This window comes from Pelorhabdus rhamnosifermentans (assembly GCF_018835585.1).
Lineage (GTDB): Bacteria > Bacillota > Negativicutes > UMGS1260 > UMGS1260 > Pelorhabdus > Pelorhabdus rhamnosifermentans.
In genome coordinates, this window is record NZ_JAHGVE010000004.1 from 146,337 (window position 1) to 169,869 (window position 23,533).

At 42.6% G+C, this 23,533-nt stretch carries 22 protein-coding genes and 3 riboswitches; of the genes, 16 read left to right on the forward strand and 6 right to left on the reverse strand.

From position 1 onward, the window contains the following. The first annotated feature begins 9 nt into the window (after nucleotides 1-9). The 4 genes from Ga0466249_RS06785 (at nucleotide 10) to Ga0466249_RS06800 (ending at nucleotide 2,774) form a co-directional block, all read left to right on the forward strand. Nucleotides 10-609, forward strand: coding sequence for a class I SAM-dependent methyltransferase (locus Ga0466249_RS06785; RefSeq protein ID WP_215828687.1), 600 nt, complete (start codon nucleotides 10-12; stop codon nucleotides 607-609). A gap of 88 nt (nucleotides 610-697) precedes the next feature. Further along, the gene (locus tag Ga0466249_RS06790; protein ID WP_215828688.1) at nucleotides 698-886 is read left to right on the forward strand and encodes a hypothetical protein; all 189 of its coding nucleotides are present in this window, start codon (nucleotides 698-700) and stop codon (nucleotides 884-886) included. A gap of 382 nt (nucleotides 887-1,268) precedes the next feature. Further along, nucleotides 1,269-1,565: a DUF2325 domain-containing protein gene (locus Ga0466249_RS06795; protein WP_215828689.1), complete on the forward strand. Its 297-nt coding sequence runs from the start codon at nucleotides 1,269-1,271 to the stop codon at nucleotides 1,563-1,565. A 255-nt stretch (nucleotides 1,566-1,820) separates the two neighbouring features. Then, nucleotides 1,821-2,774, forward strand: a complete 954-nt coding sequence (locus Ga0466249_RS06800) for a hypothetical protein (protein ID WP_312889725.1) — start codon at nucleotides 1,821-1,823, stop codon at nucleotides 2,772-2,774. Nucleotides 2,775-2,850: 76 nt separating this feature from the next. Here the strand turns inward: Ga0466249_RS06800 and Ga0466249_RS27100 are convergent, their stop codons facing one another. Beyond that, nucleotides 2,851-2,970 carry a spore coat protein gene (locus Ga0466249_RS27100; RefSeq protein ID WP_215828784.1) on the reverse strand — a complete coding sequence of 40 codons (120 nt, stop codon included), beginning with the start codon at nucleotides 2,968-2,970 and terminating at the stop codon, nucleotides 2,851-2,853. A gap of 255 nt (nucleotides 2,971-3,225) precedes the next feature. Then, nucleotides 3,226-4,146 (reverse strand): metal ABC transporter substrate-binding protein, encoded by a 921-nt coding sequence (locus Ga0466249_RS06810; protein WP_215828690.1) that lies wholly within the window; start codon nucleotides 4,144-4,146, stop codon nucleotides 3,226-3,228. Nucleotides 4,147-4,261: 115 nt separating this feature from the next. Here Ga0466249_RS06810 and Ga0466249_RS06815 point away from each other — a divergent pair, with 115 nt between their 5' ends. From Ga0466249_RS06815 to Ga0466249_RS06835, 5 genes are all read left to right on the forward strand, one after another. Next, nucleotides 4,262-4,945, forward strand: a complete 684-nt coding sequence (locus Ga0466249_RS06815) for a metal ABC transporter ATP-binding protein (RefSeq protein ID WP_215828691.1) — start codon at nucleotides 4,262-4,264, stop codon at nucleotides 4,943-4,945. After that, nucleotides 4,932-5,750 carry a metal ABC transporter permease gene (locus Ga0466249_RS06820; RefSeq protein WP_215828692.1) on the forward strand — a complete coding sequence of 273 codons (819 nt, stop codon included), beginning with the start codon at nucleotides 4,932-4,934 and terminating at the stop codon, nucleotides 5,748-5,750. The genes Ga0466249_RS06815 and Ga0466249_RS06820 overlap by 14 nt, the downstream gene beginning before the upstream one ends. Before the next feature lie 33 nt (nucleotides 5,751-5,783). Next, nucleotides 5,784-6,233, forward strand: coding sequence for a Fur family transcriptional regulator (locus tag Ga0466249_RS06825; protein ID WP_215828693.1), 450 nt, complete (start codon nucleotides 5,784-5,786; stop codon nucleotides 6,231-6,233). Between the two features lie 70 nt (nucleotides 6,234-6,303). Further along, the gene (locus tag Ga0466249_RS06830) at nucleotides 6,304-7,437 is read left to right on the forward strand and encodes a YibE/F family protein (protein WP_246588528.1); all 1,134 of its coding nucleotides are present in this window, start codon (nucleotides 6,304-6,306) and stop codon (nucleotides 7,435-7,437) included. Between the two features lie 260 nt (nucleotides 7,438-7,697). Next, the gene (locus Ga0466249_RS06835) at nucleotides 7,698-8,471 is read left to right on the forward strand and encodes a polysaccharide deacetylase family protein (protein ID WP_215828694.1); all 774 of its coding nucleotides are present in this window, start codon (nucleotides 7,698-7,700) and stop codon (nucleotides 8,469-8,471) included. 602 nt (nucleotides 8,472-9,073) lie between these two features. Here the strand turns inward: Ga0466249_RS06835 and Ga0466249_RS06840 are convergent. From Ga0466249_RS06840 to Ga0466249_RS06855, 4 genes are all read right to left on the reverse strand, one after another. After that, nucleotides 9,074-9,553: a CHAP domain-containing protein gene (locus Ga0466249_RS06840; protein ID WP_215828695.1), complete on the reverse strand. Its 480-nt coding sequence runs from the start codon at nucleotides 9,551-9,553 to the stop codon at nucleotides 9,074-9,076. 52 nt (nucleotides 9,554-9,605) lie between these two features. Further along, the gene (locus Ga0466249_RS06845; RefSeq protein WP_215828696.1) at nucleotides 9,606-10,202 is read right to left on the reverse strand and encodes a DsbA family protein; all 597 of its coding nucleotides are present in this window, start codon (nucleotides 10,200-10,202) and stop codon (nucleotides 9,606-9,608) included. Nucleotides 10,203-10,426: 224 nt separating this feature from the next. Beyond that, nucleotides 10,427-11,221, reverse strand: coding sequence for a TIGR03943 family putative permease subunit (locus Ga0466249_RS06850; protein WP_215828697.1), 795 nt, complete (start codon nucleotides 11,219-11,221; stop codon nucleotides 10,427-10,429). Beyond that, the gene (locus Ga0466249_RS06855; protein WP_246588529.1) at nucleotides 11,218-12,195 is read right to left on the reverse strand and encodes a permease; all 978 of its coding nucleotides are present in this window, start codon (nucleotides 12,193-12,195) and stop codon (nucleotides 11,218-11,220) included. Before Ga0466249_RS06855 ends, Ga0466249_RS06850 begins: the two co-directional genes overlap by 4 nt. Nucleotides 12,196-12,568: 373 nt before the next feature. Here Ga0466249_RS06855 and Ga0466249_RS06860 point away from each other — a divergent pair, with 373 nt between their 5' ends. From Ga0466249_RS06860 to Ga0466249_RS06890, 7 genes are all read left to right on the forward strand, one after another. Continuing rightward, nucleotides 12,569-12,709 carry a hypothetical protein gene (locus Ga0466249_RS06860; protein WP_215828698.1) on the forward strand — a complete coding sequence of 47 codons (141 nt, stop codon included), beginning with the start codon at nucleotides 12,569-12,571 and terminating at the stop codon, nucleotides 12,707-12,709. Nucleotides 12,710-12,769: 60 nt separating this feature from the next. Next, nucleotides 12,770-12,951: riboswitch (cobalamin riboswitch) on the forward strand. A gap of 317 nt (nucleotides 12,952-13,268) precedes the next feature. Continuing rightward, nucleotides 13,269-13,838 (forward strand): response regulator transcription factor, encoded by a 570-nt coding sequence (locus Ga0466249_RS06865; RefSeq protein WP_215828699.1) that lies wholly within the window; start codon nucleotides 13,269-13,271, stop codon nucleotides 13,836-13,838. An 82-nt stretch (nucleotides 13,839-13,920) separates the two neighbouring features. Then, a riboswitch (cobalamin riboswitch) is annotated at nucleotides 13,921-14,102 on the forward strand. Nucleotides 14,103-14,267: 165 nt separating this feature from the next. Then, a riboswitch (cobalamin riboswitch) is annotated at nucleotides 14,268-14,455 on the forward strand. 162 nt (nucleotides 14,456-14,617) lie between these two features. Continuing rightward, the gene (locus Ga0466249_RS27510; protein WP_215828700.1) at nucleotides 14,618-15,082 is read left to right on the forward strand and encodes an OmpH/Skp family outer membrane protein; all 465 of its coding nucleotides are present in this window, start codon (nucleotides 14,618-14,620) and stop codon (nucleotides 15,080-15,082) included. 74 nt (nucleotides 15,083-15,156) lie between these two features. Beyond that, nucleotides 15,157-20,490 (forward strand): TonB-dependent receptor domain-containing protein, encoded by a 5,334-nt coding sequence (locus tag Ga0466249_RS06875; RefSeq protein ID WP_215828701.1) that lies wholly within the window; start codon nucleotides 15,157-15,159, stop codon nucleotides 20,488-20,490. A gap of 154 nt (nucleotides 20,491-20,644) precedes the next feature. Continuing rightward, nucleotides 20,645-21,976 (forward strand): hypothetical protein, encoded by a 1,332-nt coding sequence (locus Ga0466249_RS06880; protein ID WP_215828702.1) that lies wholly within the window; start codon nucleotides 20,645-20,647, stop codon nucleotides 21,974-21,976. A 93-nt stretch (nucleotides 21,977-22,069) separates the two neighbouring features. Next, entirely contained in the window at nucleotides 22,070-22,966 is an 897-nt protein-coding gene (locus Ga0466249_RS06885) for a C1 family peptidase (protein ID WP_215828703.1), read from the forward strand. 56 nt (nucleotides 22,967-23,022) lie between these two features. Then, nucleotides 23,023-23,523: an N-acetylmuramoyl-L-alanine amidase gene (locus tag Ga0466249_RS06890; RefSeq protein WP_215828704.1), complete on the forward strand. Its 501-nt coding sequence runs from the start codon at nucleotides 23,023-23,025 to the stop codon at nucleotides 23,521-23,523. The last annotated feature ends 10 nt before the right edge of the window (nucleotides 23,524-23,533 follow it).

The following is a 23,533-nucleotide window of genomic DNA, read 5'->3' on the forward strand; positions in this document are numbered from 1 at the left end:
TGAAGGCGGGTGGCTATCATAGCAAGTGAACGTGATTTTTTTAATCGACTGGCCACATCTTGGGATGATATGCGGGATGTCAATGAGCATATGCTGACCTATCTGTCAGGTTTAATGGGGCTTGAACAAGGGGATCGGGTTCTTGATATTGGTTCAGGGACTGGCGTGTTACTACCGTTTATTCATCGCGGGATTGGCAGCACCGGGATGATTACGGCACTAGATTTTTCGGAAAAGATGCTGGAGTGCGCTGAACAGAAGTTCAAAAATTTGTCCAATATTTCTTTTGCAGCCACGGATATTATGACTTTCCAGAATGATTATTTTTACGATAAAGTTGTTTGTCTTAATTTTTTCCCTCATGTACAGAACAAGCAGACTTTTTTATTAAAAATTTATTCCTTATTAAAACCGGGCGGTTCCTTGTTTATCATGCATGACATTCCACGTTCTGCAGTCAATGCCATTCATGAAAGTAGTGAAATCGTCAAGGAAGATCGGCTGCCTGAAGGCAGTGTTCTTAGTGAAATGTTGGTTTCAGCCAATTTTCGCGTGGAAACCATGATTGACGATGAACAATGCTATTTTATTAAAGTCGTTACTGTATAGAAAATGAACGGATGATTGCCAAAAATGGTTAAGGACAATCACCCGTTCAATATGATTTTTGGTTTTTTATAATAAAAAAAGCCATGAAATGAATCATGGTCTTAAGAAATCATTGGCTGCTGAATTATCGAAAGAGCAAGTTAACAAACTCAATGAATTGCAGAATTATTTTTCGGATCAGGAAACAGTTGCCGGGGATATCTACTATAATCAAGGCTTTGCCGATGGCGTAAGTTTAATGATGCAGTCCTTGATGTGGGAAGCGGTTCGAAGGTAGAAAAGCTTGGTAAAATCATTTACGTTTGTTTATATTAGATGGTCATGAATATATGGAACAGGAAACAAAAGAAAGCTACCCTTAGTCAATTTGCTGACTAAGGGTAGCTTTTTTCGTAACAAAATTGTCTGTTTTATGATTTATAGTATTTATTATGAACTTTACTTCAGTAATTTATTGACAGGGAATAGCAGAACTTATATAATGACATTGATAATCATTATCAATTGTGATACCGAATAGTTTTTTGTTTGGCATCGTCCATCTACTAAAGGACATTATAAACGTTGGGATGGACGAGGCTATCAAGTTTAGAAAAAGCGCTCATTGGCTTTGAATGAAAAATGGCCAGTTTGCTATGTTGGAAAGAGAGGTGAAAAATATGTCGATTGTTGTTGTTGGTGCTGATCATCTAGGGGGTATTGAAAAGAATCTATATTCATTAGGTGTTACCGAAATTACCCATGTTTCAGCAAGAAAGTCTTTGACTAGAAGTAAGTTAAAATTGCCCAAAGCCACAGCTTTGGTGTTAGTCCTTACTGATTATGTAAATCATGGAACTGCTGCTCATGTTAAATTTGTGGCTAAAGCTCAAGATATTCCTCTAGTTTATGCCAAGAGATCGTGGAGTTCAGTGGAAGAAAAATTAAATGCCTGTCATTTTTTTGATGTCACATAAGTGACATCTGTCTTATTATTCTATTTATTTTAGTAGAAGTAATATTACATTATGTTTCGGCGCTGTCGCTTGTACATAATGATTTGTACATAAGTGAGAGATTTTCATAATTCAAATATAGTTATCCACAATATAATATATAGTTTGTTTCAACATGCATACATTTATATGTTGTGATGATATGGCAAATTTCATCTTGAAATCAAATTATGAAAAAATCTCAACTCATTATTATTGCGCAGAAGGGGTGTTTTTGTGAGAAAGTTTACTACGATGATGATTTTAACAGGATTGAGTTTTTCTATGACTACGGTGGCTTTGGCTGCTCCTGTTAATTTGACTGGTAATACCGTGATTAAGTATGAAAAAGATACAGCTACAGGCGATCCCAGTATTTCGGGTATGATGTATAGTGCTACTCTTAATGGGGAAACCGACATTGGCAGTGAATTTTCACTGTATGCTCGCCTTGGTGCTCAGTATGCTACACAGCCGTCACTTAGTGATTATAATCTCGACGCTTACGGATCTGATAGAAAATCGGTGTTTTCCCTTGATCTGTTCGGACTGAATTATAAGAGTAGCAACTTTCTTTATAAACTGGGTCGTCAGGCTGTGACGGTCGGTACTACAAGCCTATTATATAGTCGCTCTGATTCTAATATTGGTAAACACAATTTTGTTGACGGACTTAGTGCCACAGGCAGGGCAGGGGTTTTGGATATTGCAGCAGTTGCGGCACAAGAAGATAATGTGGGATCGGAAAAAAACAAGTTATATGCTATTAGAACGGGGTATAAGGCAACTGAAAATTTCGATTATGGTCTGACATTAGGACGCTATCAATTTGATGGTGGGGAACATACCAATCATTGGGCGGTGGACGGGACCTATAAAGTTGGTAAACATAGTGTGACTGCTGAATATGCGAAATCAAATAGTAATGCAGATAATAAAGCCTATGCGGCTAGTTGGAATTATGGTTTCGATGATAAGACAGCTGTTTACATTACTGGGTTTAAGGTTGAAACAAATGGTGATATGGGGAAACAAAGTGATTTTGACAATGACAATCGGGGAATTTACTATGGGCTTACCCATAGCTTGACTGACGCGGATAGCTTAGAAGTCGTTTATAAAAATCAAAAAATTATTAGTAGTGGGCAGAAAAATACGAAATTGGAAGCCACTTTTACTCATTCTTTTTAATTCTCTAATCACGAATAAAGTGTCGCCTTGAGTGGAAAATACAAGATGGCACTTATTCGTGAAGCAACTTTAATTATTATTGTACGTTATACATACCATGACTGTTCATATAATTGAAAATCCCCTCGACGTGTTCCTGTTCTTCTTTCTGGATATGATTTAACGCTTGCCGGACTCCAGTACCAGCTGGTATAATAAATGACTACGCCGCCCAAGAGAACTCCTTTAAAACAACCTGGCTATAAACCAATGCTTCAATGGGGTTTACACCAGACATTAAAATTCCTAACGCAAGAATAAAAAATCCAGAAGCCCATCTCTGAAGGCTTCTGGATTTTTATTGGATATAATCATCAGCATTGCCATTCCAATTTATTCCCGGGGTAGGGGCTAGTTTGTTACGCTTTACATAGAATGCTTTTTTGTCTACGGTTTTAAACTAGCACATTACTTATTTTAAACTAGTATAAATCTCCTCTAGATTATTACGCATACTCTGTATGTAATCTTTATTGTCTTCTTTACTTTCAATCGTATAAATTTTTTCTGCCTTAGCTCCAACTTCATTAGCTAAGGCTTCTGAAACTTTTGGACTTACCATATCTTCGACAAAAATTGTTTTAATTTGGTTTTCCTTACAATAGTCAGTTAATTCTTTTAGCTTTTTTGCACTTGGTTCACCATCCGCAAAGACATCTTCCACGCTGTTTTGTTTCAATTCAAAATCTCTTGATAAATAACCAAAAGCCGCGTGTCCCGTAACAAAACTTTTATTTGTTACGCTCTTAAATTTATTATCATACTCAGTATAAAGTTGTTCCAGTTGATTATAAAAATCCGTATAATTTTTTTCGTAATAATCTTTGTTCGCAGGGTCTGCTGTTACAAAAGCATCTTTTATATTTTTCGCTTCGATTTCGGCTCCTTTTAAGCTAACCCATAAATGCGGATCGTATTGTCCATCATCTTTGATTACTTCCGGGTCTGTATTAGCTATAGGTGTAGCACCTTTCGATGCTTCTACTATTATTAAATTTTTATTATTTACTGCTTGTAAAGCTTTATCTAGCCATGAATTTTCCATGCCAAAACCATTGTAAATAAATATTTTGGCAGTACTTAAGCCTTCTAAATCATTGGCCGTTGGTTCAAAATCATGTGGTTCAGTACCATCGGGTATTATGGTTTGAATGTCAACTTTATCCTTACCTATTGCTTGGGCAAATTCTTTCATCGCATTAAAAGAAACTACGACTTTTAGCTTAGCTTGTTGTTGCTGAGCTGTTGATGAATCATTACCGGATGATCCGCAAGCTGACAAGCTGAGAATCATACAAAATAAAAGGAAACTTAAAAAAAATTTTTTTACCATATTATCACTTCCATCCTAGTTGTAAAAGCAAATAATTTGCATTTGCTTCTGCAATTAGGATATAATGATATTAAAGAAATGTCAATACGCGCCAAGGAAAATAATGGAGGAAAAAATGATTACGATACAAAATTTGTGGTTTTCTTATACTCCCAATAAGCCTTATTTTTTAAAGGATTTGAATTTAACCATTCATCAAGGCGACTATATTTCCATCTTAGGGGAGAATGGATCAGGTAAAAGTACGTTGATAAAGTTACTGTTGAAGTTGCTGACACCCACTAAGGGTAAAATTGTTAATGATTTTACACAAGCAGCTTATGTTCCGCAACGCTTTGAGAACTTGAATATACAATTTCCTATAACGGTATATGAAATTTTAGACTGTTATAGGAAAACTTTAAAGATTAAAGAGAAAGATTGTATCTTTAAATATTTGGATTTAGTAAAAATGAGCAATTTCAGCAAAGCTTTAATTGGGACTCTCTCAGGCGGTCAGTGTCAAAAAATATTTATTGCCCGCGCATTGCTGGGAAATCCAGATTTACTTGTATTGGACGAACCGTCTAATGGAGTTGATCTAAAGAGCCAGGATGAAATTTATTGCTTAATTAAAAACATAAACCGAACCAATCAGGTTACAGTTATTTCGGTGGAACATAATCTTAAAGCGGCGATTGATAACTCTACACTTATTTACCACTTATGCCAAGGAAGCGGACATCTCTGTAGTCCCAATGAGTATATCAACGAATATCTAGCTGCAACTACAGGGGGTGACCGTTATGCTTCATTATAGTTTTATGCAAAATGCGTTTATGATTTCCATACTTATTTCCATACTGTGCCCGCTTATCGGGATGTTTCTCGTTTTAAGACGATATTCCATGATCGGCGATACCTTATCGCATGCTTCTTTAGCAGGAGTTGCGGTTGGTCTTATGCTTAATATGAATCCAATAATAAGCGCATTCTTATTAACCTCGCTATTTGGGATCATTATTGAAATTTTACGAGAAAATTTTAAGAAATATGCCGAACTTATTTTGGTCATCGTATTATCTTTATCAGTTGGAATTGCAATTACGATTATAAGTTCAGGGGCAGCTCATGCTAATGTAGAGGCTTTTTTATTTGGAAGTGTATTGACTGTAACGCGAGGGGATTTTTATACAGTTTTAATCCTGAGTGCTGTTTCTCTTGTAACAATAAGCGGATTATACCATCAATTAGTTTTTATAACCTTTGATGAAGAAGGCGCTAAAATTGCCGGAATTAAAAATAAAATGATTAATTATATATTTTCTGTCTTGGTTGCGGCGACAATTTCTGTTACTCTAAGAATTGTAGGCATTCTCGTCATAAGCTCATTAATTGCACTCCCAGTTGCAACAGCTTTGCAACTTAATAAGGGATTCAAATTGACCATGGTTTATTCGATACTGTTTAGCTTTGTTGATATCATGCTTGGTATTATTATTTCATACTGGATTAATGCAGCGCCAGGAGGCGTAACAGCAATAATTTCGGTATTCATTTTATTATTTATCCTGTTATTAAAAAAAATGAAAATTTATAAATTGATTACGCAGGTTAATCAATAGCTTTTAAAATTTTTAAAAGAGGATGTGACTTCAATGGAACAGAAAAATTTAACTGATCACAAAGAATATCTAAATAAGCATGGCATGAAAAGTACGAAACAGCGAAATTTGATTTTTAATATTCTCAATCAAGCCCGTAATATTATGACGGCGGAAGATATTTATTTAGAGCTTAGAAAAGCAAATTATTTAGTGAACTTATCAACTGTATATCGAATTTTGGATATATTTGTTGATAAGGGAATTGCTTTAAAATCAATTTTACCTGAAGACAATAAATGTGTATTTGAACTAAATCGTTTCGAACATAAACACCATTTAATATGTTTGAAATGCAAAAAAATAATTAGTATTGACAAGTGTCCATTAACAGAATTTGAACGTCACATAGAACAGCAAACTAATTTTAATATAACCAATCATAAACTTGAAATGTACGGCTATTGCAATAATTGCAAAGAATCTGCGCCAAAGTCTACTTAATTTAAAGTTATTCAAGGAATGTCAAGAATTTAGTCTTATTGTGAATTTTTGTAGAAGGAAGGTATTCGTATTGAAAAAAACATTACTTTGTTTTGTAATTCTTTTTACTTTTTCTGTTGGTATGGCACTAGCTGCACCACCAAATACGCAAATACAATATGAAAAAGGAATTGTACTTTCCGTTAGTCCGCTTAATAGTTCTGGTCAAGAAAGTCCTATTGCAGGTAAAGGTGAATTGGTCAAAATCAAATTAACATCTGGTCCGGAAATCGGCCAAGAAGTCAATTCAATTAATTACCGGCTAGAACAATCTGCTTTTACTTCTATGAATGTAAGTCCTGGTGATCGAATTATCGTAGCAATTACTAATGATTCAGGTGCAACCCAATATAATATTAGTGACTTTGAGCGTACAAATTACGTTTATATATTATTAGGAATATTTATCTTAAGTTTATTAATTTTTGGTGGCATTGTTGGAATTAAATCGGTTATTGTTATCGGGTTTTCCTGTTTTTTAATTTTTAAAATTTTTATTGCTCAAGTCTTATCCTTTCATACTAATATTACATTATTGGTGTTTATCATCAGCGCAGTAATCGCCATAGTAACACAGACGTTCATAAGTGGCTGGACAGTAAAAACACGCGCTGCAATTTTAGGCTCAGTTGGTGGTGTCGCGATTGCCGGTATCTTGTCAAATCTGGCGATTCATTTTATGCATTTAACTGGCTTAGAAAGTGAAGAGGCTATGATGTTAAAAGCCACTCTATTACCGACCGTGGATTTTCAGGGCATATTATTTGCTGGTATGGTACTTGGTTCCCTGGGAGCAGTAATGGATGTGACTATTTCAATTGCTTCAGCTGTAAATGAAGTAAGAAACTGTATGCAAGAAATTAAATTCAAACCACTATTTCTTACTGGAATGAACGTAGGGCGGGACATCATGGGTACTATGTCCAATACGTTAATTTTAGCATATGCAGGTTCCTCGCTGCCTTTGATTTTGTTGATCTCCGCCCAAAAAGATATTTCGTCGATAAAAATAATGAACTTAAACTTGATTGTCACAGAAATTGTACGCGCCTTAACTGGAAGTATCGGTCTGATTTGTGCAATTCCATTAACCGCTTTTTTTTCCGCTATTCTGTTTCGCGATAAATCTTCACGTTTATTACGTCGAAATCAGATAAGAAAATAAAAGAATAATGTTGAAAAAATTAAGTTAGCTGTGTTAGATAAAACCTGCTTTTTCTAGGGAATAAGCATTATTATTATTTGTCATATAAGGTTAAGCAACTATGACTTTGCAGAAAATGCAGCTTTTTTTATGTCATTTATTAGTTAATCAACACTGGTGATAGAAGTTATTTATTTTTTGTGCTATATTTTATACAGCCTAATATTTATTATACCAAGAAATAGCTTCAGCAATTATATCTCTGGAAATGGAGGATACGTATGATAACAAGACGTCAATTTTTAACTGGTTCCGCTGGTTTTTTTGCAGCTTTGTCAGGCCTGTCTCTTTTTTCAAAATACGATTTAATAAATAACATATCAAATAGCATACCGATACTTTTGTACCATAGGGTTGGTTTGGAAGGTGATCCACTAACAATCACCACTAGCCGGTTTCAAAAGGATATAGAAACTTTAAGCCAAGAAGGTTATACGCCTCTATCCCTTACGCAGCTTAAGCAACATATAAAATCTCCTAATGAACCGCTTCCATCAAAGCCCATAATAATTACATTTGATGACGGTTATTTAGATAATTATACGAATGCTTTTCCCATCTTGCAAAAATATTCTATGAAAGCCAGCTTTGAGATCATTACAGGTATGGTTGGACAAAACGATCGCATGACCATTCCACAAATTCGTGAAATGGAGGCTGCCGGAATGGGTTTTGGCGCACATACAGTCACACATCGGTCACTTGCTGAGTTGAATCGTAAAGATGCAGCGACGGAACTCACTAAATCAAAAGCTGATTTAGAGCAAATTATAGGAAAGACCGTTGAGTTTATTGCTTATCCCGGTGGTTATTACACTGCTGAAACTATAAATCTTGCGCGCGAAGCTGGTTATATTGGAGGATTTTCGGTAAATCCAGGTTTTGCGATGTTCAAGGATGCTATGGCAATAAGACGAATGCCAATCTTTCATTATGACAGATCTATTTCTTATGTTATGCTTCGTAAAGGACTGTTACCAGATATGCTTAGCTAGACATTATTGTTATCTGAAGGCAGTGTTCTTACTGAAATGCTGGTCTTAGCTAATTTTCGCGTGGAATCCATGATTGACGATGAACAATGCTATTTTATTAAAGCCGTTGCCATATAGAAAATGAACGGATGATTGTCAAAACATGGTTAAGGACAATCACCCGTTCAATATGATTTTTGGCTTATTATAACAAAAAAGGCTATGAAATAAATCATAGTCTTAAAATAGGACATTTAATTAATTTTTTTCTTGATTGTTTCAACTTCTGCCTCGGTTTTTAATTGACACAAAGCAAGTATATTAATGGATTCTCCTTATGACCTAACATACCTGCCACATCTTTTTGCGTTGTAAGAGCTAGAGTATCTAATTTTTTATCGATACTATCAACCTTAGATTCAAGCAATGTTGAATCTTGGGGAGGAGAAATCATATTATGAGTAATATTTGCTTCAGCACAGGCTTAGTTTGTGAAAGTGGCACATTACTGGCAATCTCAATATGAGCAGCGGACAAGGCGACTTGTTCTTCCGCTAGGCACCAGACATGAATATCCCTGGCCGCTTTTACATTCGGCAAGCGGCAATTTCGGTTATGGACGTTCATTTTAGAATAAGGCGGGCCTGTTTGTTTTCATCCACTTTTACAGGGTAAATATAACCAATCAAATGAAATTGATTAGCAAGTGTGTCGAAATCAATGGAAGATTGTATAAAAACACCATCTTTATTGGTTAATTCATAGACGATATGATCGGCAGTAACTTGGCGGACTATGCCGACGGATATTTCGCGATTGTCATTTTCCCATAAAATAATCGCTCCTACCCTAGCATCTTGAGGAGCTGTCTTTTCTATCCAGTCAAATTGAGCAGCATTAGAAAACCAATCATCAGCATCGCCATTCCAATTCATTCCCGGGGCAGGCGCCAGTTTGTCAAACTCTTGTGCGATATAACCAAGTGATTGGTTTGGAAGATGCTTGTACCATGGGCTGGCATCAGGATTACAGTCGCAAGCAAATACGGTGACAGGTATCCATAATGCTAGAAACAATAAATAATAAAAATGGCCCATTTTCAAAACAAATTCACCTCCGTTAGCTAATAAACTTCAATTTTCGGTAACATTTAGATTATAGTAAGGAGTCAATTAACTGGGAGAAATCATCCAATGAAGGATCATTTGTCAGATGAATTCCATTGATGAAAAAGGCAGGAGTGTTGTGAAACCCTAGGTTCTTTTCCTCGTCAATATTGTTTTGAATGGCTTCTTCGATTGTTGGATCGGCCAGATCGCGATTCAACTGGTCCTTCTCTGGTTGCGATAAATTGAGTTTGTCCACTAAATATTGCAGTCCGTTGTTGCCATTTTTTAAAACGGGCTGTTCAGCCATGGCCAAATCATAAAATGCCCAGGCTTTTTCTTCGTCTTGGCGGTCTAGAGCCTCAAAAACTTGTGCAGCGGACATCGCAAAGGGGTGAGTGGCATGGGGATAGTGTTTTAATTTTAATTGGACTTTGCCATCATATTTAGTCAATACTTGATCGACTAGCTTTTTCGCTTGAACACAATCAGGACATTGAAAATCAACGTATTCGACAATTGTAATGGGTGCCAGAGGATTGCCACGAATGGCCTGCGCTGATACAGTAGACAGCGTTGTCCCATAATGAATCATTACCATGAAGAGCAATAAGACTTTCGCAATTTTGCAGAGAATTTTTCGCATTTGTTTTCTCCTTGCTGTATGGGGCAGTGGGGATGATATTTATAATCAAATAGGAATATTCTTATTTGTTGGTGAAATAAATAGTCAACTAGTTACTTACTAGTCAACTAAACGACTCTAATGTGCATATTCTCTATTAAACCGCAGCGGGGACACCTATTAATAATGTTGAATTATTTAAGTATAGCCCAGTAGATCGAAAAAATCAATAACTTCAAGAAGCATTACTCAGGTGTTTCATAGGGAAAAACATAGGGATGCATGGGTTCTGTTATCTTTTTTATTGATGACAATTTTATCATACCGACAGGTTCATTGTCATATTTTCCCTTCTGGACAACTCCCTGTATTTCCAGCCATGTACCGTCCGGATATTGTTTGGCAGAGGCAGTTTCACACAATATCCCATAGGGTAAAGCGTCTGCTGTGCAGCAAGTGATTACATAGCGAACAAGCGAAATTTGATTGCTGGATTGTCCCGGACTCCGAAATACAAATCCTGTCATATTCACTTCTTTTCCGATATAATCATCAGGGAATTGATTTAACTCAGACATAATTTCTGTGTATTTTAGATCTGTTACTACAATTCCCTTTGGTGTCTTCAATTCTTCGGCTAATGGTCTAGGCAGATTCTCAATTGTTGCAGTATTCGGCGTAATTCTTGTATTTAGGCCACGATTGGAAACCTGAGTGGCATCTAATGTAGAATTGGGGAATACCATTGCAAAAAACAAGGTAGCAACAAACAGGATATATCCACCGTTAAGATCGTGCCCATGTGAATGTTGATGAAGGCTATTTACTGGTACATTAGAAATCGAGACAACTCGGCTAAATTCTGCTAAAGCCAAAATTAGTAACAAATAATCTGCTACTTCTGTAAAGAAAGTAAATCGGGGATGAATATAAAGAGATAATTGTTCAGCACTTAATAAAACACGTATTAAATTGAAACTACTTAGTAAAACCAGCGATTTAATTAAACTATGAATATGAAAATGCAGTTGCCGATTCATATGATTTTTCCTCCACTTACAATATTAATAAGTACGGCACCAGTAATACAAAAACCTATCGTAATAATGATAAGTAGGGATACAAATCGAAATTTAAATGCCGATAATAACATTAGCGTATTTTTTACATCAATCATAGGTCCGAAGGCCATGAAAGCAACAAGTGATCCTGATGTAAAAGAAGTTGCAAAAGAAGAAGCAATGAAAGCATCAGCAGAAGAGCAAACAGAAATACCAAATCCAAATAACATCATGGACAATATGGAAAGAATATTATTTTGACCAACTCCCAGTAAAGAAGAACGTGGAACAAAGTTTTGCACCAAAGCTCCAATCATTGCACCCAATATTAAATATTTACCCATGGAAAAAAACTCATCGCAAGCTCCATATAGGGTATTACGAAGTTTTAAAAAAAAGTTAGACGACTCAATATTGTCCGCGCAGGTACAACTACATTCTGCATAAAATTGGGTATGACGATTCAGCTCTTTGCTCTCTCCGAATAGTAGGCTTATCATCCATCCGGTAAAACAAGCAATGAAAAAAGCCATTCCTAGTCGTAAATAAACCATACTGACATGGGGAGTAAATGCATAATGCGTTGCTAACACTGTTACAGGATTGATGATCGGAGCTGAAAACATAAATGGAATAACAAGGTATAAGGGAACCCCTTTTACCACTAAACTGCGGGCAATCGGAACGGTTCCACAATCGCAAACAGGTAACAAAATTCCAAAAAAACAAGCGGGTATAATACCATATATCTTTCTTTTCGGCAACAGCTTGTAAATGGTTTCGGCATTAATAAACTGATGGATTAATGATGATACAAAGACGCTCAGTAATAAAAATGGCAGTGATTCGATGATAATACTCAAAAAAGTGACTTTAAAATTAATAAACTGGCTTAATTGTGTCGGTTCTATAAATGAACTAAGTATGTTGCTGAACATATCCATGGTTTGCATAATTATCTCCCCTAGTATCTTAAAAATAGCAGTATACTGAATAGATATTATTAGAGCCTATAGATTATGCATAACCATCGATAGAATTGTAACAGCTTTTGTTTTTTACCTGTTAAGCATCCCAGGGATCGCCATAATCGATTGTTGCTGCCAATGTCTGATGGAAAAGACGAGAAGGCGGCTCAGGGCTGTTCTTTTATTTCGCGTTGTCCTGTTAGTGAATCTCGGTGCGCTTCTTCTGTTCCTTTATTATGAGAAGCAAGGCATGGTGGTAGCGTAGCCTGTCATTTGCAATGAAGAAATGGTGAATCGTTTTCAATAGCGATTCAAAAAAGAGGGGATTTTATGCAATTTCGACCAACGTCGTTTGTTGGTGGAACGGGGAAAAATTGACTGGTATCCTACTGTGGATAAAAAACGATGTATCGGCTGCAAAGCGAAATGTCCGGTTCAGGCGATTTCTTTTCCAGCGAGCAAGGACTTTGAGCATTTTGTCGCTTATGAAGATGAATAACGCGAATAAGTTATTTGACAAAAACTGTTTAATTATATAGAATTATACATGTAAGTAAAAAATTCATATATGGACACAGGTACCCGAAAAGGTTTAATAGAAAAGTCGGTAAAAAGCCGACGCGGTCCCGCCACTGTAATGGAGAGCAAATCCAAAAGATACCACTGGAACGATGAGTTCTGGGAAGGTTTGGAGGCGCAATGATCCAAAGCCAGGAGAACTGCCTGTGTAGCAATCGCCGTTTGACCTGCGAGAGATGGGGAGGGAGATTAATAGAGAGATTTTTCTTCCCGGCTATTTTTAGTCGGGATTTTCTATTTCTTTAGGGACTTCCCTATCTGCCTAGGAAGTCTTTTTATTTTGAATAAAACAGAAAAAACGTTTCGACAAATGTTTATTAAAATACCTCATTTGAGGGATATACGCTGTAACTTTTTTGTAATATTCTTAAATTAAAAGTTGCTTTATTATATAAGCATTTTTCCATATGTGCCTGACATTTGTTTTTTTTTGCGGGTTTCTGTTTAGATAGCAATCCTTGAAAGTTTGGAGGCTTAAAATGTTAGGTTCAATTTATTGGGAGATATTACGAAAATCCAACCAAGGTATCTGTATTTTTAATTGTCGATCCGAAAAAATATATATTAATGACAAAGCCCGGGAAATTTTTTTGATTATAAAATCCGAATTTTATCAACAAATTCGTGTTTTTTGTCGCGAAACCGTAGAAATGTTTAATACGACTGAAAACTCTTTTTTTAATCAAAGCGGTGTGTTGCGTGATTCTTCAGGGGTCATTAATTTTATTTGTTTTTCTCTTCGTCAAGGAGAACGGGCTTTTATTTGTGTTGTTTTTGATTATCATCCAATCGAAAAGTGGGAGTTTCATTATCGGAAAATTTTTACGCCACGGGAAAAGCAAATTTTACAAGCTATTGCCCACGGAAAAACCAATAAGGAAATTAGCGAATTGTTGTGGATCAGTATCGAAACAGTGAAGTCTCATATTCGTAATTTATTTGCAAAAACCGGCGTTAGTTCACGGGCTGAGTTGATTGGAGAGATTTCTTCTGGTACATCGAGGAGAAAGCAATCTAAAAAAAAGACTCCGCGGGCGCGAAGGTGTTAATAAGACACGACTGGGAAACTTTTCAAAATATCCCTCATTTGAGGGATATACATAAGAACGTTTTTGTAATATTCTTAAATTAAAATTTCATATCGGTACAGGTACCCGTAAGGGTTTAATAGAAAAGCCGGTGTAATACCGGCGCGGTCCCGCCACTGTAATGGGGAGCGAACTCAAGAAATACCACTGAGATAGTTTATCTTGGGAAGGTTTGAGTAAGCCATGATCCAGAGCCAGGAGAACTGCCTGTACAACAATCACCGTTTTACCTACGAAAGATGGGGAGGGGATTTGATTGCAGTTTTTTGTGCCGGGAAATAAACCGGAATGCAAAAAGAGCCTCTTATGATGGTTGAAGTCATCATAAGAGGCTCTTTCTTTTGAAATGATTATGAAGCTGTTGAACGATTTTAGCGGACAAGCTTTGTTTAGAAAAATAAAGGTACAGGTGCCTTTTTAGAAGGCTTAATAGGGAAGTCCGGTGTAATTCCGGCGTGGTGCCGCCACTGTAACAGGGAGTCAGTCCTAAGAGGCCACTGGAATGAGATAAACATTCCGGGAAGGCGGGACAGATGATGAACTGGAGCCAGGAGAACTGCCTGTACGGATAATCCTCGCTTTACCTGCGAGCAACAGGGAGAGGATTCGGCTGCGGCTTCAGCGCATTACCTGTGAGATTTATCCTCAAAGGAGAACCTGGAACGAAGAGAGGGGAGATAGAACCGTACGGAAAAGCAAAAATGAAATCATTTTAAAATCATTTTATAGGAGAATGTTCAGTGAAAAAATTATCGTTTCAAAGAAACAACTGGGGAGGGTTGCTAGTAGCTGTATTTTTCATATTCAGTACCGCCGGGCTTGGGGTTCCCAATCAGGCACTGGCCGCCAAGGCCGACAGCACGGCAACCCTCGGCTACGTGAATCGGCAGCAGGTGTTCGCCGCTTACCCCGGCATTCAGGACATAATGAGCCGCATCCAGGCTATGCGGCAGGCTGCGCAAAAGGATTTTGATGAACATGGCAAAGCGCTGCCGCAGGAAGAGAAAACGGCTTATCAGAACAAACTTTCACGCGAAGAAGCGCAGCGGGAAAACGAACTGATGAAACCCGTGGGCGATAAGATCAAGGCGGCAATAGAGAGCGTCAAAGCGGAAAAAGGATTAAGCGTCATTGTCGATGCCAACGCAATTGTTTCCGGTGGGGAAGATATTACGGCGGCAGTCATCGAACAGGAAAAAAAATAACGTCCTGTCTATTAAACTGAAAATTCACGGACGTACGGAAGCGTCCGGCAAAAAATACAAGGATGTGAGAACGGTTGAACCATATCTATAAAGTCATCTGGAACCGCGCGCGGGGATGCTGGCAGGTGGTTTCGGAATTAGCGAAAAATAAGGGAAAACAAAAATCCAGCCGTCGCCAACGGCTTGGCGGTTGTGCCATGAGGCGGCTGTTAAGCAGGACGGCGGCGCTGACGGCCCTCACGATCGGCTTGACCTGCCTGCCGGTCGGCCTCATGAGCGTGGCCCGGGCCGACGACGGTACGACCACTGCCAGCGGGTTGCTAAGCTATGATGCGAATAACAACTACAATGGGGGGGTTACCGCTAAAACCCTTTTTTCCGACTGGGCAAGCGGCAATGTGAGGGAGGATGGAACGGGCGGATTATTTAATACGATTGAACTGTCCAGTTTTGATACAATGCTTAGAGATCCTACCAAAACTTATGATCCCATTGCTTTTACTGGATGGGCGGAAATGGATGGGAGCAGTCAGGTAGCTACTCTAATTCAAGATATAAATACGGCGCATTCAAAAAGTTACAATGCCTTATTAGCGGTCATTCAAGTTCCCGATCCCAGTAATCCGGGGCAGACGATAACTAAGGTCTATAATATGACTAGCCAGACGTGGAGCGGTTTGGTTGATAGCATAAATCCAGATTATTGGGAAAATACAACAATTGCTAAAGCCATTGCCCAGGCTATAAAAAATAATGACCAAGCCGCTTTAAAGATGCTAATTAGCAATGGGTTGCCAAAATTTTATGTGGCGAACGGCACTGACTGGCAAGACGGAGTCGAAATCGGTATTTATGAAGATACGGCTTATCCAAACCTGGACGGATATTTTAGCTTATACTCAGTTATGGTGACTGTCGGTTCTACTCCGTCCACATCTTCTTCCTATTCATTTTCCTACCCAACGGTAACCGTGCCAGCCGGTGGCGTCTGGCGGCCCTTAGACCGTTTGTTGACGACAAACAGCTCTATTTTTCAAGGTAGTGAAGGAACCTATTCAATTTCTAAGTATTGGGATACATATGGCGGCACCCTTTCAAATCCTCTTACGGATACCGTACAGATTATCAACAGTACTACTTCTACGATAGTCACCGGCCCGACCATCATCACGGTAAACAACCTGATGGTCGGTAAAGGCGGCACGATTGACCTGTCCTATCTGAACACCCACTACGATATAAACGGCAACTACAATCCTCTCGATCCGGCAGTCAGTCATGACTGTATGACGGCAAATGGCCAGACTAGTCTCTATGGACAAGTCGATTATGAAGGCAACTATCCAACCGGAATTTACTATACCGATAACGGCCAGACGTACGAATACTACCGCTCCCTCAACAGGGACCTCTTGGTTCAGAACGCCAGCCTGGCCGACGGCACCACGTTGCGGCTGGGCGTTTATGGAAGTGCAGAGAGTGCGATCACGAATAAGGTCGGGCAAATTGCTACGATTGGATCCAATTCCGTTGATGCGGTGTATATCAAGAACGCCACGACTCCCGACAGTCACGCCAATTTGTACATCACTCTCGGCTGGGTGCCGGGTCTGGGCCATTCTACGCAGGGAGAAGCCGCTTATAGCACCCAAAATGGCTATCCGCTTCTTCTCGGGATTGAATCGGGGGCGAGCAATTTTACGGTGACCGGCAAATCTTCCGTGGCCGACGGGATTTTCAGCCAGTATGAGATTACGCCGGTCATTGGCGAACTGGACAACTACTTTACCAATTCCAGCGGCAGCGCCATTACCGGCAGTACCGCCTGGTATCTGCAGAGCTACAGTTACCTGGATTTAGGGACCGCGTCGGAATCCGGCCGGTCGGCGGCCGACAATAATTTGATCATGAACAACCTGTGGCGGAACGACTATTTGAATATGTTTCGCCGGGTGGGCAGCCTGCACCGTCTAGGTCTTATCCCGCAACCGGCCGCGGTGCCAGATAAGGCGGCGGCTGCTGCGGGCGGTTCGGCTAATACCAATCCATCATCCAACCCCGCTTCCTGGAAAGCGAGCCTGAGCGCGGCGCCTGCGCCCGTCGAGGATCAAAAGGAGAACATCTGGGCGGAGACCTGGCATGGACAGTATCACAGCGCCGACGGGTACGGCCGTACAGTCGGTCAGAACTATAACGGCCTGGAGGTCGGCTACGATAAGTTGCTCAACCATGACATCGCGGATGGCAAGGTCTACGCCGGGATTTACGCCAGCAATGTAGAAGGCGATTCGAATACCGCTACAGGCGGCGGTACGCAGAAAAGTCAGGGCCTGGGGATTTACGAAACCTGGGTGGGCAATAAGGGCCATTATCTGGATGTGGCGCTGCTCACTTCCCATCTGAAAGACAATTATCATTTGACAGGCAATACAGGCAGCGGGGTCGGCCAGATAAATGGCGACTACAGCACCTGGGGCTATGGCTTAGGAGTACAATACGGCTATCACGACGCCTTGAAGAACAACTGGTACTGGGAGCCATCGGCTTCTCTCTACGCCGGACGGATCAACGGCCTTAGCTACAGTTTAAGCAATAATCTGGGCATTCAGCAAAATAACGCGAGCACTTTAACCGGCCGTCTGGGAATGCAGATCGGCAAGCAGTTAGATAGCGGCCAGGGCAGTGTACACGCCGGGGTGGCATTACTGCATGAATTCGAGAATGGCACGGCCATGCACGAATTTTTCGGCGATCAGACTAGGACGCTTGATACGATGGGTGGCAAGGATACTTGGTGGGAATTCAACGTAGGCGGCAATTACCGGATTTCACCGACTGGCGTGTTTAATCTGGACGTCAGTAAAACGGACGGCAGCCGGGTTGGCAGCGGCTGGCAGATTAACGGCGGACTCAACTGGACTTGGGGCGGTTTCTGGAGTCCTAGTAAGGCGAGTTCAACGGCAACACCGAAAGCCACAAAAAATGAGACCGTAAAGCCAGAGAAAAATGTGACCGTGATTGTCGGTCGGCCGGGGGATAAAATGTCTGAAGCGAAAGTTGCGACGGACGCAGTGAAACAGCCGACCAAATCTAAGCAGGAAACGGCCGTCGCCAAAGGGCAAACTGCTGCCAAAGAGCAAACTGCGCCGAAAGCAGTGCAGAACGAGACGCCGTCGTCTCCAGTGGCCAGCACGACCGACAAGGAACCTGTCGCAGCCACTGCCGCGCAAGGTGGCACGGTACCGGCGGAAAATGCACCAACGATGGTACAGCCTGCCGAGGTGGCAAACACCGCAACAAACACGGCAGAAAACGGGGAATACTCCTTTGCCCCGGTGACGGTGGAAGCGGAGCGTCCGGACTGGGAAAAAGCTTTATCGCCGGGTCAGGTGACCGTGATCTATCCGGAAAAATTTGAAGGCGAGCAAAAAGACCTGCCCGATCTGTTAGAACGAGTGCCGGGACTGTTTGTTCAGCGGGTAGACGGGATCGGCCACTATACGGTGGCCCGGGTGCGCGGTTCGACGGCGGCTGAAGTAGCCGTCTACGTGGACGGCGTGCTGATCAACCTGAACAGTGAAGCGGCAGTGAATCTTTCGGCCATTCCGGTGGATAACGTGGAACGCATCGAAGTCTATCGCGGCTATGTGCCTGTGCAGTTTTCCGGCGCACCCATGGGCGGCGTCATCAACATCATTACCAAGAAGCCAAAGGAAGTCGGCGGCAGCGTCAGTCAAGGCTTCAAGTCCTATGGCGGCTACAACGCAACCTATCAGCTGACAGCGCCGATCGGGGACGGCAGCCTGCTGGCCACTTTCCAGCGGGACATTTGGGGCGGCAACTTCCCGTTCCGTATGCTTACCAACGGCGGCACCGATTTGGGCGAATTTACCCGGCGGTCCAACGGCTACCAGAACGACGACGGCATGGTAAAATGGCAGGACGATCACTGGGATATCAAAGCGTCCTGGAAGCAGCTTCATGAGCAGCTGCCTCGTTCAGTGACTGCTTTTCTCGCCGGATCCGGAACTGGCAGCGTCGGGTACAGCAATTGGTATGAAAAAGGCTATTACGATGCGCAGCAGGATATTGACGAAAAGGACTTCCAGATCGGCCGCCGGAACACGGCAGGCAATCTGGACTGGGGCTGGAAGGTCAGTTATATTGACAGCCGAAAGTCTTATCGCGATACGGGCTTGATCAACGGAATAGCGGCGGGCGCTATGTCTTACGGCGGCTGGGCGCCGAATCCCGGTCAATTTTGGGCCGAGTATCACTCGAAGAAGTGGGATGGAAACCTGAACGGCGCCTGGAAGCTGGGCGACAGTCATTTGCTGGAATTTAATGCCGATGTAAGTCAGGAAAAGATGCACGCCAACGGCAGCGACTGGAGCAGTGCCATGTTCTCCAGTAATTACTCCAGCAATAATCCCTATTCCAGCGACGTTATGCTCAGCGATTATCATATCAAGGAGTATCATCTGACCTTGCAGGATACGATGACGCTCAATGAGGCCGGCGATTTCAAGTTTACGCCGATCGTGCGGGCCGACAAGGTGGACATCGAGTCCCTCGGCGGACAGGATCGGCAGTGGAAATATTCCGGCGCCGCTGCGCTGCAGAAGCAGCTCAACAACCACTGGAGCGTCAAAACCACGTGGGGGACCTACAACCGTCATCCGAACTTCTATGAACTGTTCGGCGACGGGGCCGATATTCAGCCGAACGCAGGTGCGGGAAAATTCTTCGGACTAAACGGCGACAGCACGTGGGAGACGGGAAAGCAGTTCGACTTCAGCCTCAATTGGCAGGGAAAACTGGCCAAGGCCGATACGGAAACCGTGCTGACCTGGTTCGATCGCCACTCGCAGAATCAATTGGTGTTGTGGACGCCTCTGGCGCCGCATGCGCCGAGCACGTATCTGCCGATGGACAGCACGCAGGTGCACGGTCTTGAACTGACTCACACAATGACTTGGAACCGGCTGACCATGAGTCTGGCCGCCACATGGCAGGAATCAGAGATGAAGTCGTTGGACACAAATTATCTGCCCTATACGCGCTCCATGACGTATATGCCGGAATGGGTCTATAACGTTCGCTTCGATTACCGCTTCCCTGGCGACAAGCTGAACGTATTTACCGAATATCACTATACCGATCGTCAGTATATCGGTTGGAGCAGTCAAGACAAGTATGATGAATATATTGACGCCCTGGGAACGGTCAATGTGGGAATGAAATACGCCTTTAATCCGAAGTGGGAACTGAGTACCGGCGTGAATGACCTGTTCAATCGGGGGTATGATGGACGTTTGTTGGCAGCATACGATGGTTCTGTTGGGGGCACGCTTCCTTATCCGTTTGCTGGACGCATGTACTATATGACGATGAAATACAAATTTTAAGTCGGGATGAAAGGCGCGTGCCGTCTTTCGTGCAAAAGGCGGCATGATACAAAAAGGCAAGGGGGTGGCCCAGATGTAGGACTCTAAGAATCCGGTGAACGTGTAATGTGAAACAGGGCTGTACAAAAAAATTAACGAAAAGAGGTTTTGTATTATGTCCAATTCAACATTAGCTTGCGGAGTAGTCAACAGCGGTTACAGTCAGGGAGTTGTCAGTACCGTCGATTCGTCGGGAACGATTTATACCGGCGTAGTGACGAAAGAAGGCAATACGTCGACGAATTTGTCCGGCGATCCGATTGTGAATCATTTTAAATATAACGGCGCCGACTATGCGCTAATTGCCAGCTACCGTTATACCACAGGGAGCGTGGGTACGGCGATGTTCGGTATCTATACGCCGAGCGATAGCAGCAGCGGCTGGACGCTGGTTGTTGAGAAAAGCTCGACCGACTGGGGCTTCAGCAATCCCTACGGTTTGGTCGTGATCGGCACGAAGTTGTATGTCTCTGATTATGATTCCGGGAAAATTACGGCGGTTGATCTTTCCAGCAGCAGCTATCCTGCAACTACTTTGTATACGCAGAGCTCTAGCCCGACCCCGGGCGACACCAAGACCTATACCGTCCACGGCAATGGTTTGGATTACTATGTATTTAGAGGAACTACGTATTTAACGGCTCTTTATGGTCAGTCCATCTACGATTCAACCACGTACAGTTATACTTATACTCGTTCGCTGCTCGTAATCATTGATCCGACAAGCGGTACGGCGACGGCGACGGTTGCGATTAATCCGAACGCCCTGTCCGTCACGGTGGATCATACGAATCTGTATGCTTATGTAAGCAGCAGCGGCGCGGCGCAGCAAGCCGGCGGCAACGGCGCTAGCTCCAAGTTGCAGGTCGTCAAATTAAATCAGTCCACTCCGGCGGTAACGGCGACGCTCACCGGGATGACTTCACCGTCGACGTTCGGCGATTTTGTCGACGTGGCTTTCGTTACCGTGGGTACTACGAGTTATGCCTATGTACTGCTGGCCAACTATAATAGCAGCTATAGTTCCTATACCTATCGAATCATCCGGACGCTGACCAGCGATCTGCAGAGCGGCAGTTTCGGTTCGACCAGTGATTATTCTAGTTACATAACGACGGTATCTCCGTTTGCTGCTACTTGGCTGCTTGCCCCGGACGGCACGCATCTTTGGTTCGTCAGCGGCAATTATGCAAACATGATCAATACATCTTCGGCGATTTCTGCCTCTGTGATTACGGAGAAGGGGAGCGCTAGTACACTGGGAACTTCTACGATCAACACCTACCTGAATACGGCGTCCGTAGTGATTGAACAGACTACGACGCTGCTCAAAGGCGGCGTTCCGGCTGCGGTATCTGCTTCGCGCAGCAAACGGGCCATCCGCCTGCTGCCGCCGGACAAGCTCAAGGAAGTTCTGGACCAGACAGCGGCTGCCAAAGAGAAATAATGCTAAGCATCCGTTGCAATTTCGGTACAATCAAATGCCTGGACGATCTTGTCCAGGCATTTTTTTATCAATATCTGGATAGGAGGGATTCCCATGAAGTCACAAGTAGTACTGTCCGACAATACTCTAGTGAGGACCGGCTGGCGGCCGCCACTGCCGGATTTGCGCGATTATCATGAAGGGCATCCGAAGGTGGCCGAGGCGGTAAAACAACTGGGACTCGTCGTGTCGGAGGCGCTGCCGGAACGCGTCGATCTCAGACAGTGGTGCTCGCCAGTCGAGAATCAGGGAAAATTGGGAGCCTGCACCGCTCATGCGGCGGCAGGCATGGTCGAATATTTTGAAAACCGATCGTTTTCCCGAGATTTAACTGCTTCTCGTTTGTATATTTATAAAAATGCCCGCAATTTGCAAGGCGTGATCGGTGACCAAGGGGCTTATATCCGCGATACCATGGCGGCCTTGGCGCTGTGCGGCGTGCCGCCGGAAAAGTACTGGCCCTATACGGATCAGGACCCGGATTTCGACAAGGAGCCGACTTCCTTTGTTTATGCAGTAGCCGAAAATTATGAGGCCCTGCAGTATTTTCGTCATGATGCCCTGGCGCTCAAGCTGTCACCCGCCGCTGTGCTGGCCAGCGTCAAGAAATATTTAGCCGCCGGTGTTCCCGCTATGTTCGGTTTTTACGGTTTCGCTTCGTTTGACCACTCCGACGTACCCGGCGGCATTCCTTATCCCGGACCAGAGGAACAGTCCGAGTGGGGCCATGCCGTGGCGGCGTTCGGCTATGACGACGCGCTGAAAATCGAGAATACCCAAAGCAATCAGGAAACCACTGGCGCGCTCTTAATCCGTAATTGCTGGGGAACAACCTGGGGCGATCAGGGTTACGGCTGGCTGCCCTATGATTATGTTCTGAATAAATTGGCCACTGATTTTTGGTCGCTGCTGAGCATGGAATGGATTGGCACCGATCAATTCGGTCTGTAAAAGGGTGGGAACCGCTTTTTTTTCTAAATAAATCGCAGACAAGGAGGTCGTTTTCCATGGGGAAAGTCACTGTCATTGAAACGAATTTGTCCTTTACCCATCCGTTGGATCCCCGGTCAAGTACAAATTATTTTGTCGTCCATCATGCGGCTTCAGCCGGAGATATCAGCGCGGCTGACATCCATCAGGAGCATCAGGCTTTTGGCTGGGCGGGCTGCGGCTACCATTATGTCATTCGCTATCATGGGGATATCGAACGCGGACGGCCTCGGGATACCGTCGGTGCCCATGCTCAGGGGGTGAATGCTTGCTCGGTGGGCGTGGTGCTGGCCGGTAATTTTATGGCGGCTGAGCCGACGGCTGCCCAAATGAATTCCTTAGAGAACTTGCTGGCTGATTTGTGTGATATTTACAGCCTCAATCCAGTAAATATGATTGGACATCGTGATGTTGCCGATATTGTTCACGATTCTACGGATGCGACGGACTGTCCAGGCGATAGGCTTTATGCCAAAATGGATGAAATCAAGCAGAAAGTACAGGCTTTGCGATCATAAGGGAGGGAAC

Coding starts and splice junctions, on each gene's coding strand:
- Ga0466249_RS06865 (WP_215828699.1), top strand. CDS start 13,269: ATGTTAGGTTCAATTTATTGGGAGATATTACGAAAATCCAACCAAGGT.
- Ga0466249_RS06820 (WP_215828692.1), top strand. CDS start 4,932: ATGCTTCATTATAGTTTTATGCAAAATGCGTTTATGATTTCCATACTT.
- Ga0466249_RS06845 (WP_215828696.1), bottom strand. CDS start 10,202: ATGCGAAAAATTCTCTGCAAAATTGCGAAAGTCTTATTGCTCTTCATG.
- Ga0466249_RS06885 (WP_215828703.1), top strand. CDS start 22,070: ATGAAGTCACAAGTAGTACTGTCCGACAATACTCTAGTGAGGACCGGC.
- Ga0466249_RS06890 (WP_215828704.1), top strand. CDS start 23,023: ATGGGGAAAGTCACTGTCATTGAAACGAATTTGTCCTTTACCCATCCG.
- Ga0466249_RS06810 (WP_215828690.1), bottom strand. CDS start 4,146: ATGGTAAAAAAATTTTTTTTAAGTTTCCTTTTATTTTGTATGATTCTC.
- Ga0466249_RS06880 (WP_215828702.1), top strand. CDS start 20,645: ATGTCCAATTCAACATTAGCTTGCGGAGTAGTCAACAGCGGTTACAGT.
- Ga0466249_RS06855 (WP_246588529.1), bottom strand. CDS start 12,195: ATGCAAACCATGGATATGTTCAGCAACATACTTAGTTCATTTATAGAA.
- Ga0466249_RS06795 (WP_215828689.1), top strand. CDS start 1,269: ATGTCGATTGTTGTTGTTGGTGCTGATCATCTAGGGGGTATTGAAAAG.
- Ga0466249_RS06850 (WP_215828697.1), bottom strand. CDS start 11,221: ATGAATCGGCAACTGCATTTTCATATTCATAGTTTAATTAAATCGCTG.
- Ga0466249_RS06790 (WP_215828688.1), top strand. CDS start 698: ATGAATCATGGTCTTAAGAAATCATTGGCTGCTGAATTATCGAAAGAG.
- Ga0466249_RS06815 (WP_215828691.1), top strand. CDS start 4,262: ATGATTACGATACAAAATTTGTGGTTTTCTTATACTCCCAATAAGCCT.
- Ga0466249_RS06835 (WP_215828694.1), top strand. CDS start 7,698: ATGATAACAAGACGTCAATTTTTAACTGGTTCCGCTGGTTTTTTTGCA.
- Ga0466249_RS06825 (WP_215828693.1), top strand. CDS start 5,784: ATGGAACAGAAAAATTTAACTGATCACAAAGAATATCTAAATAAGCAT.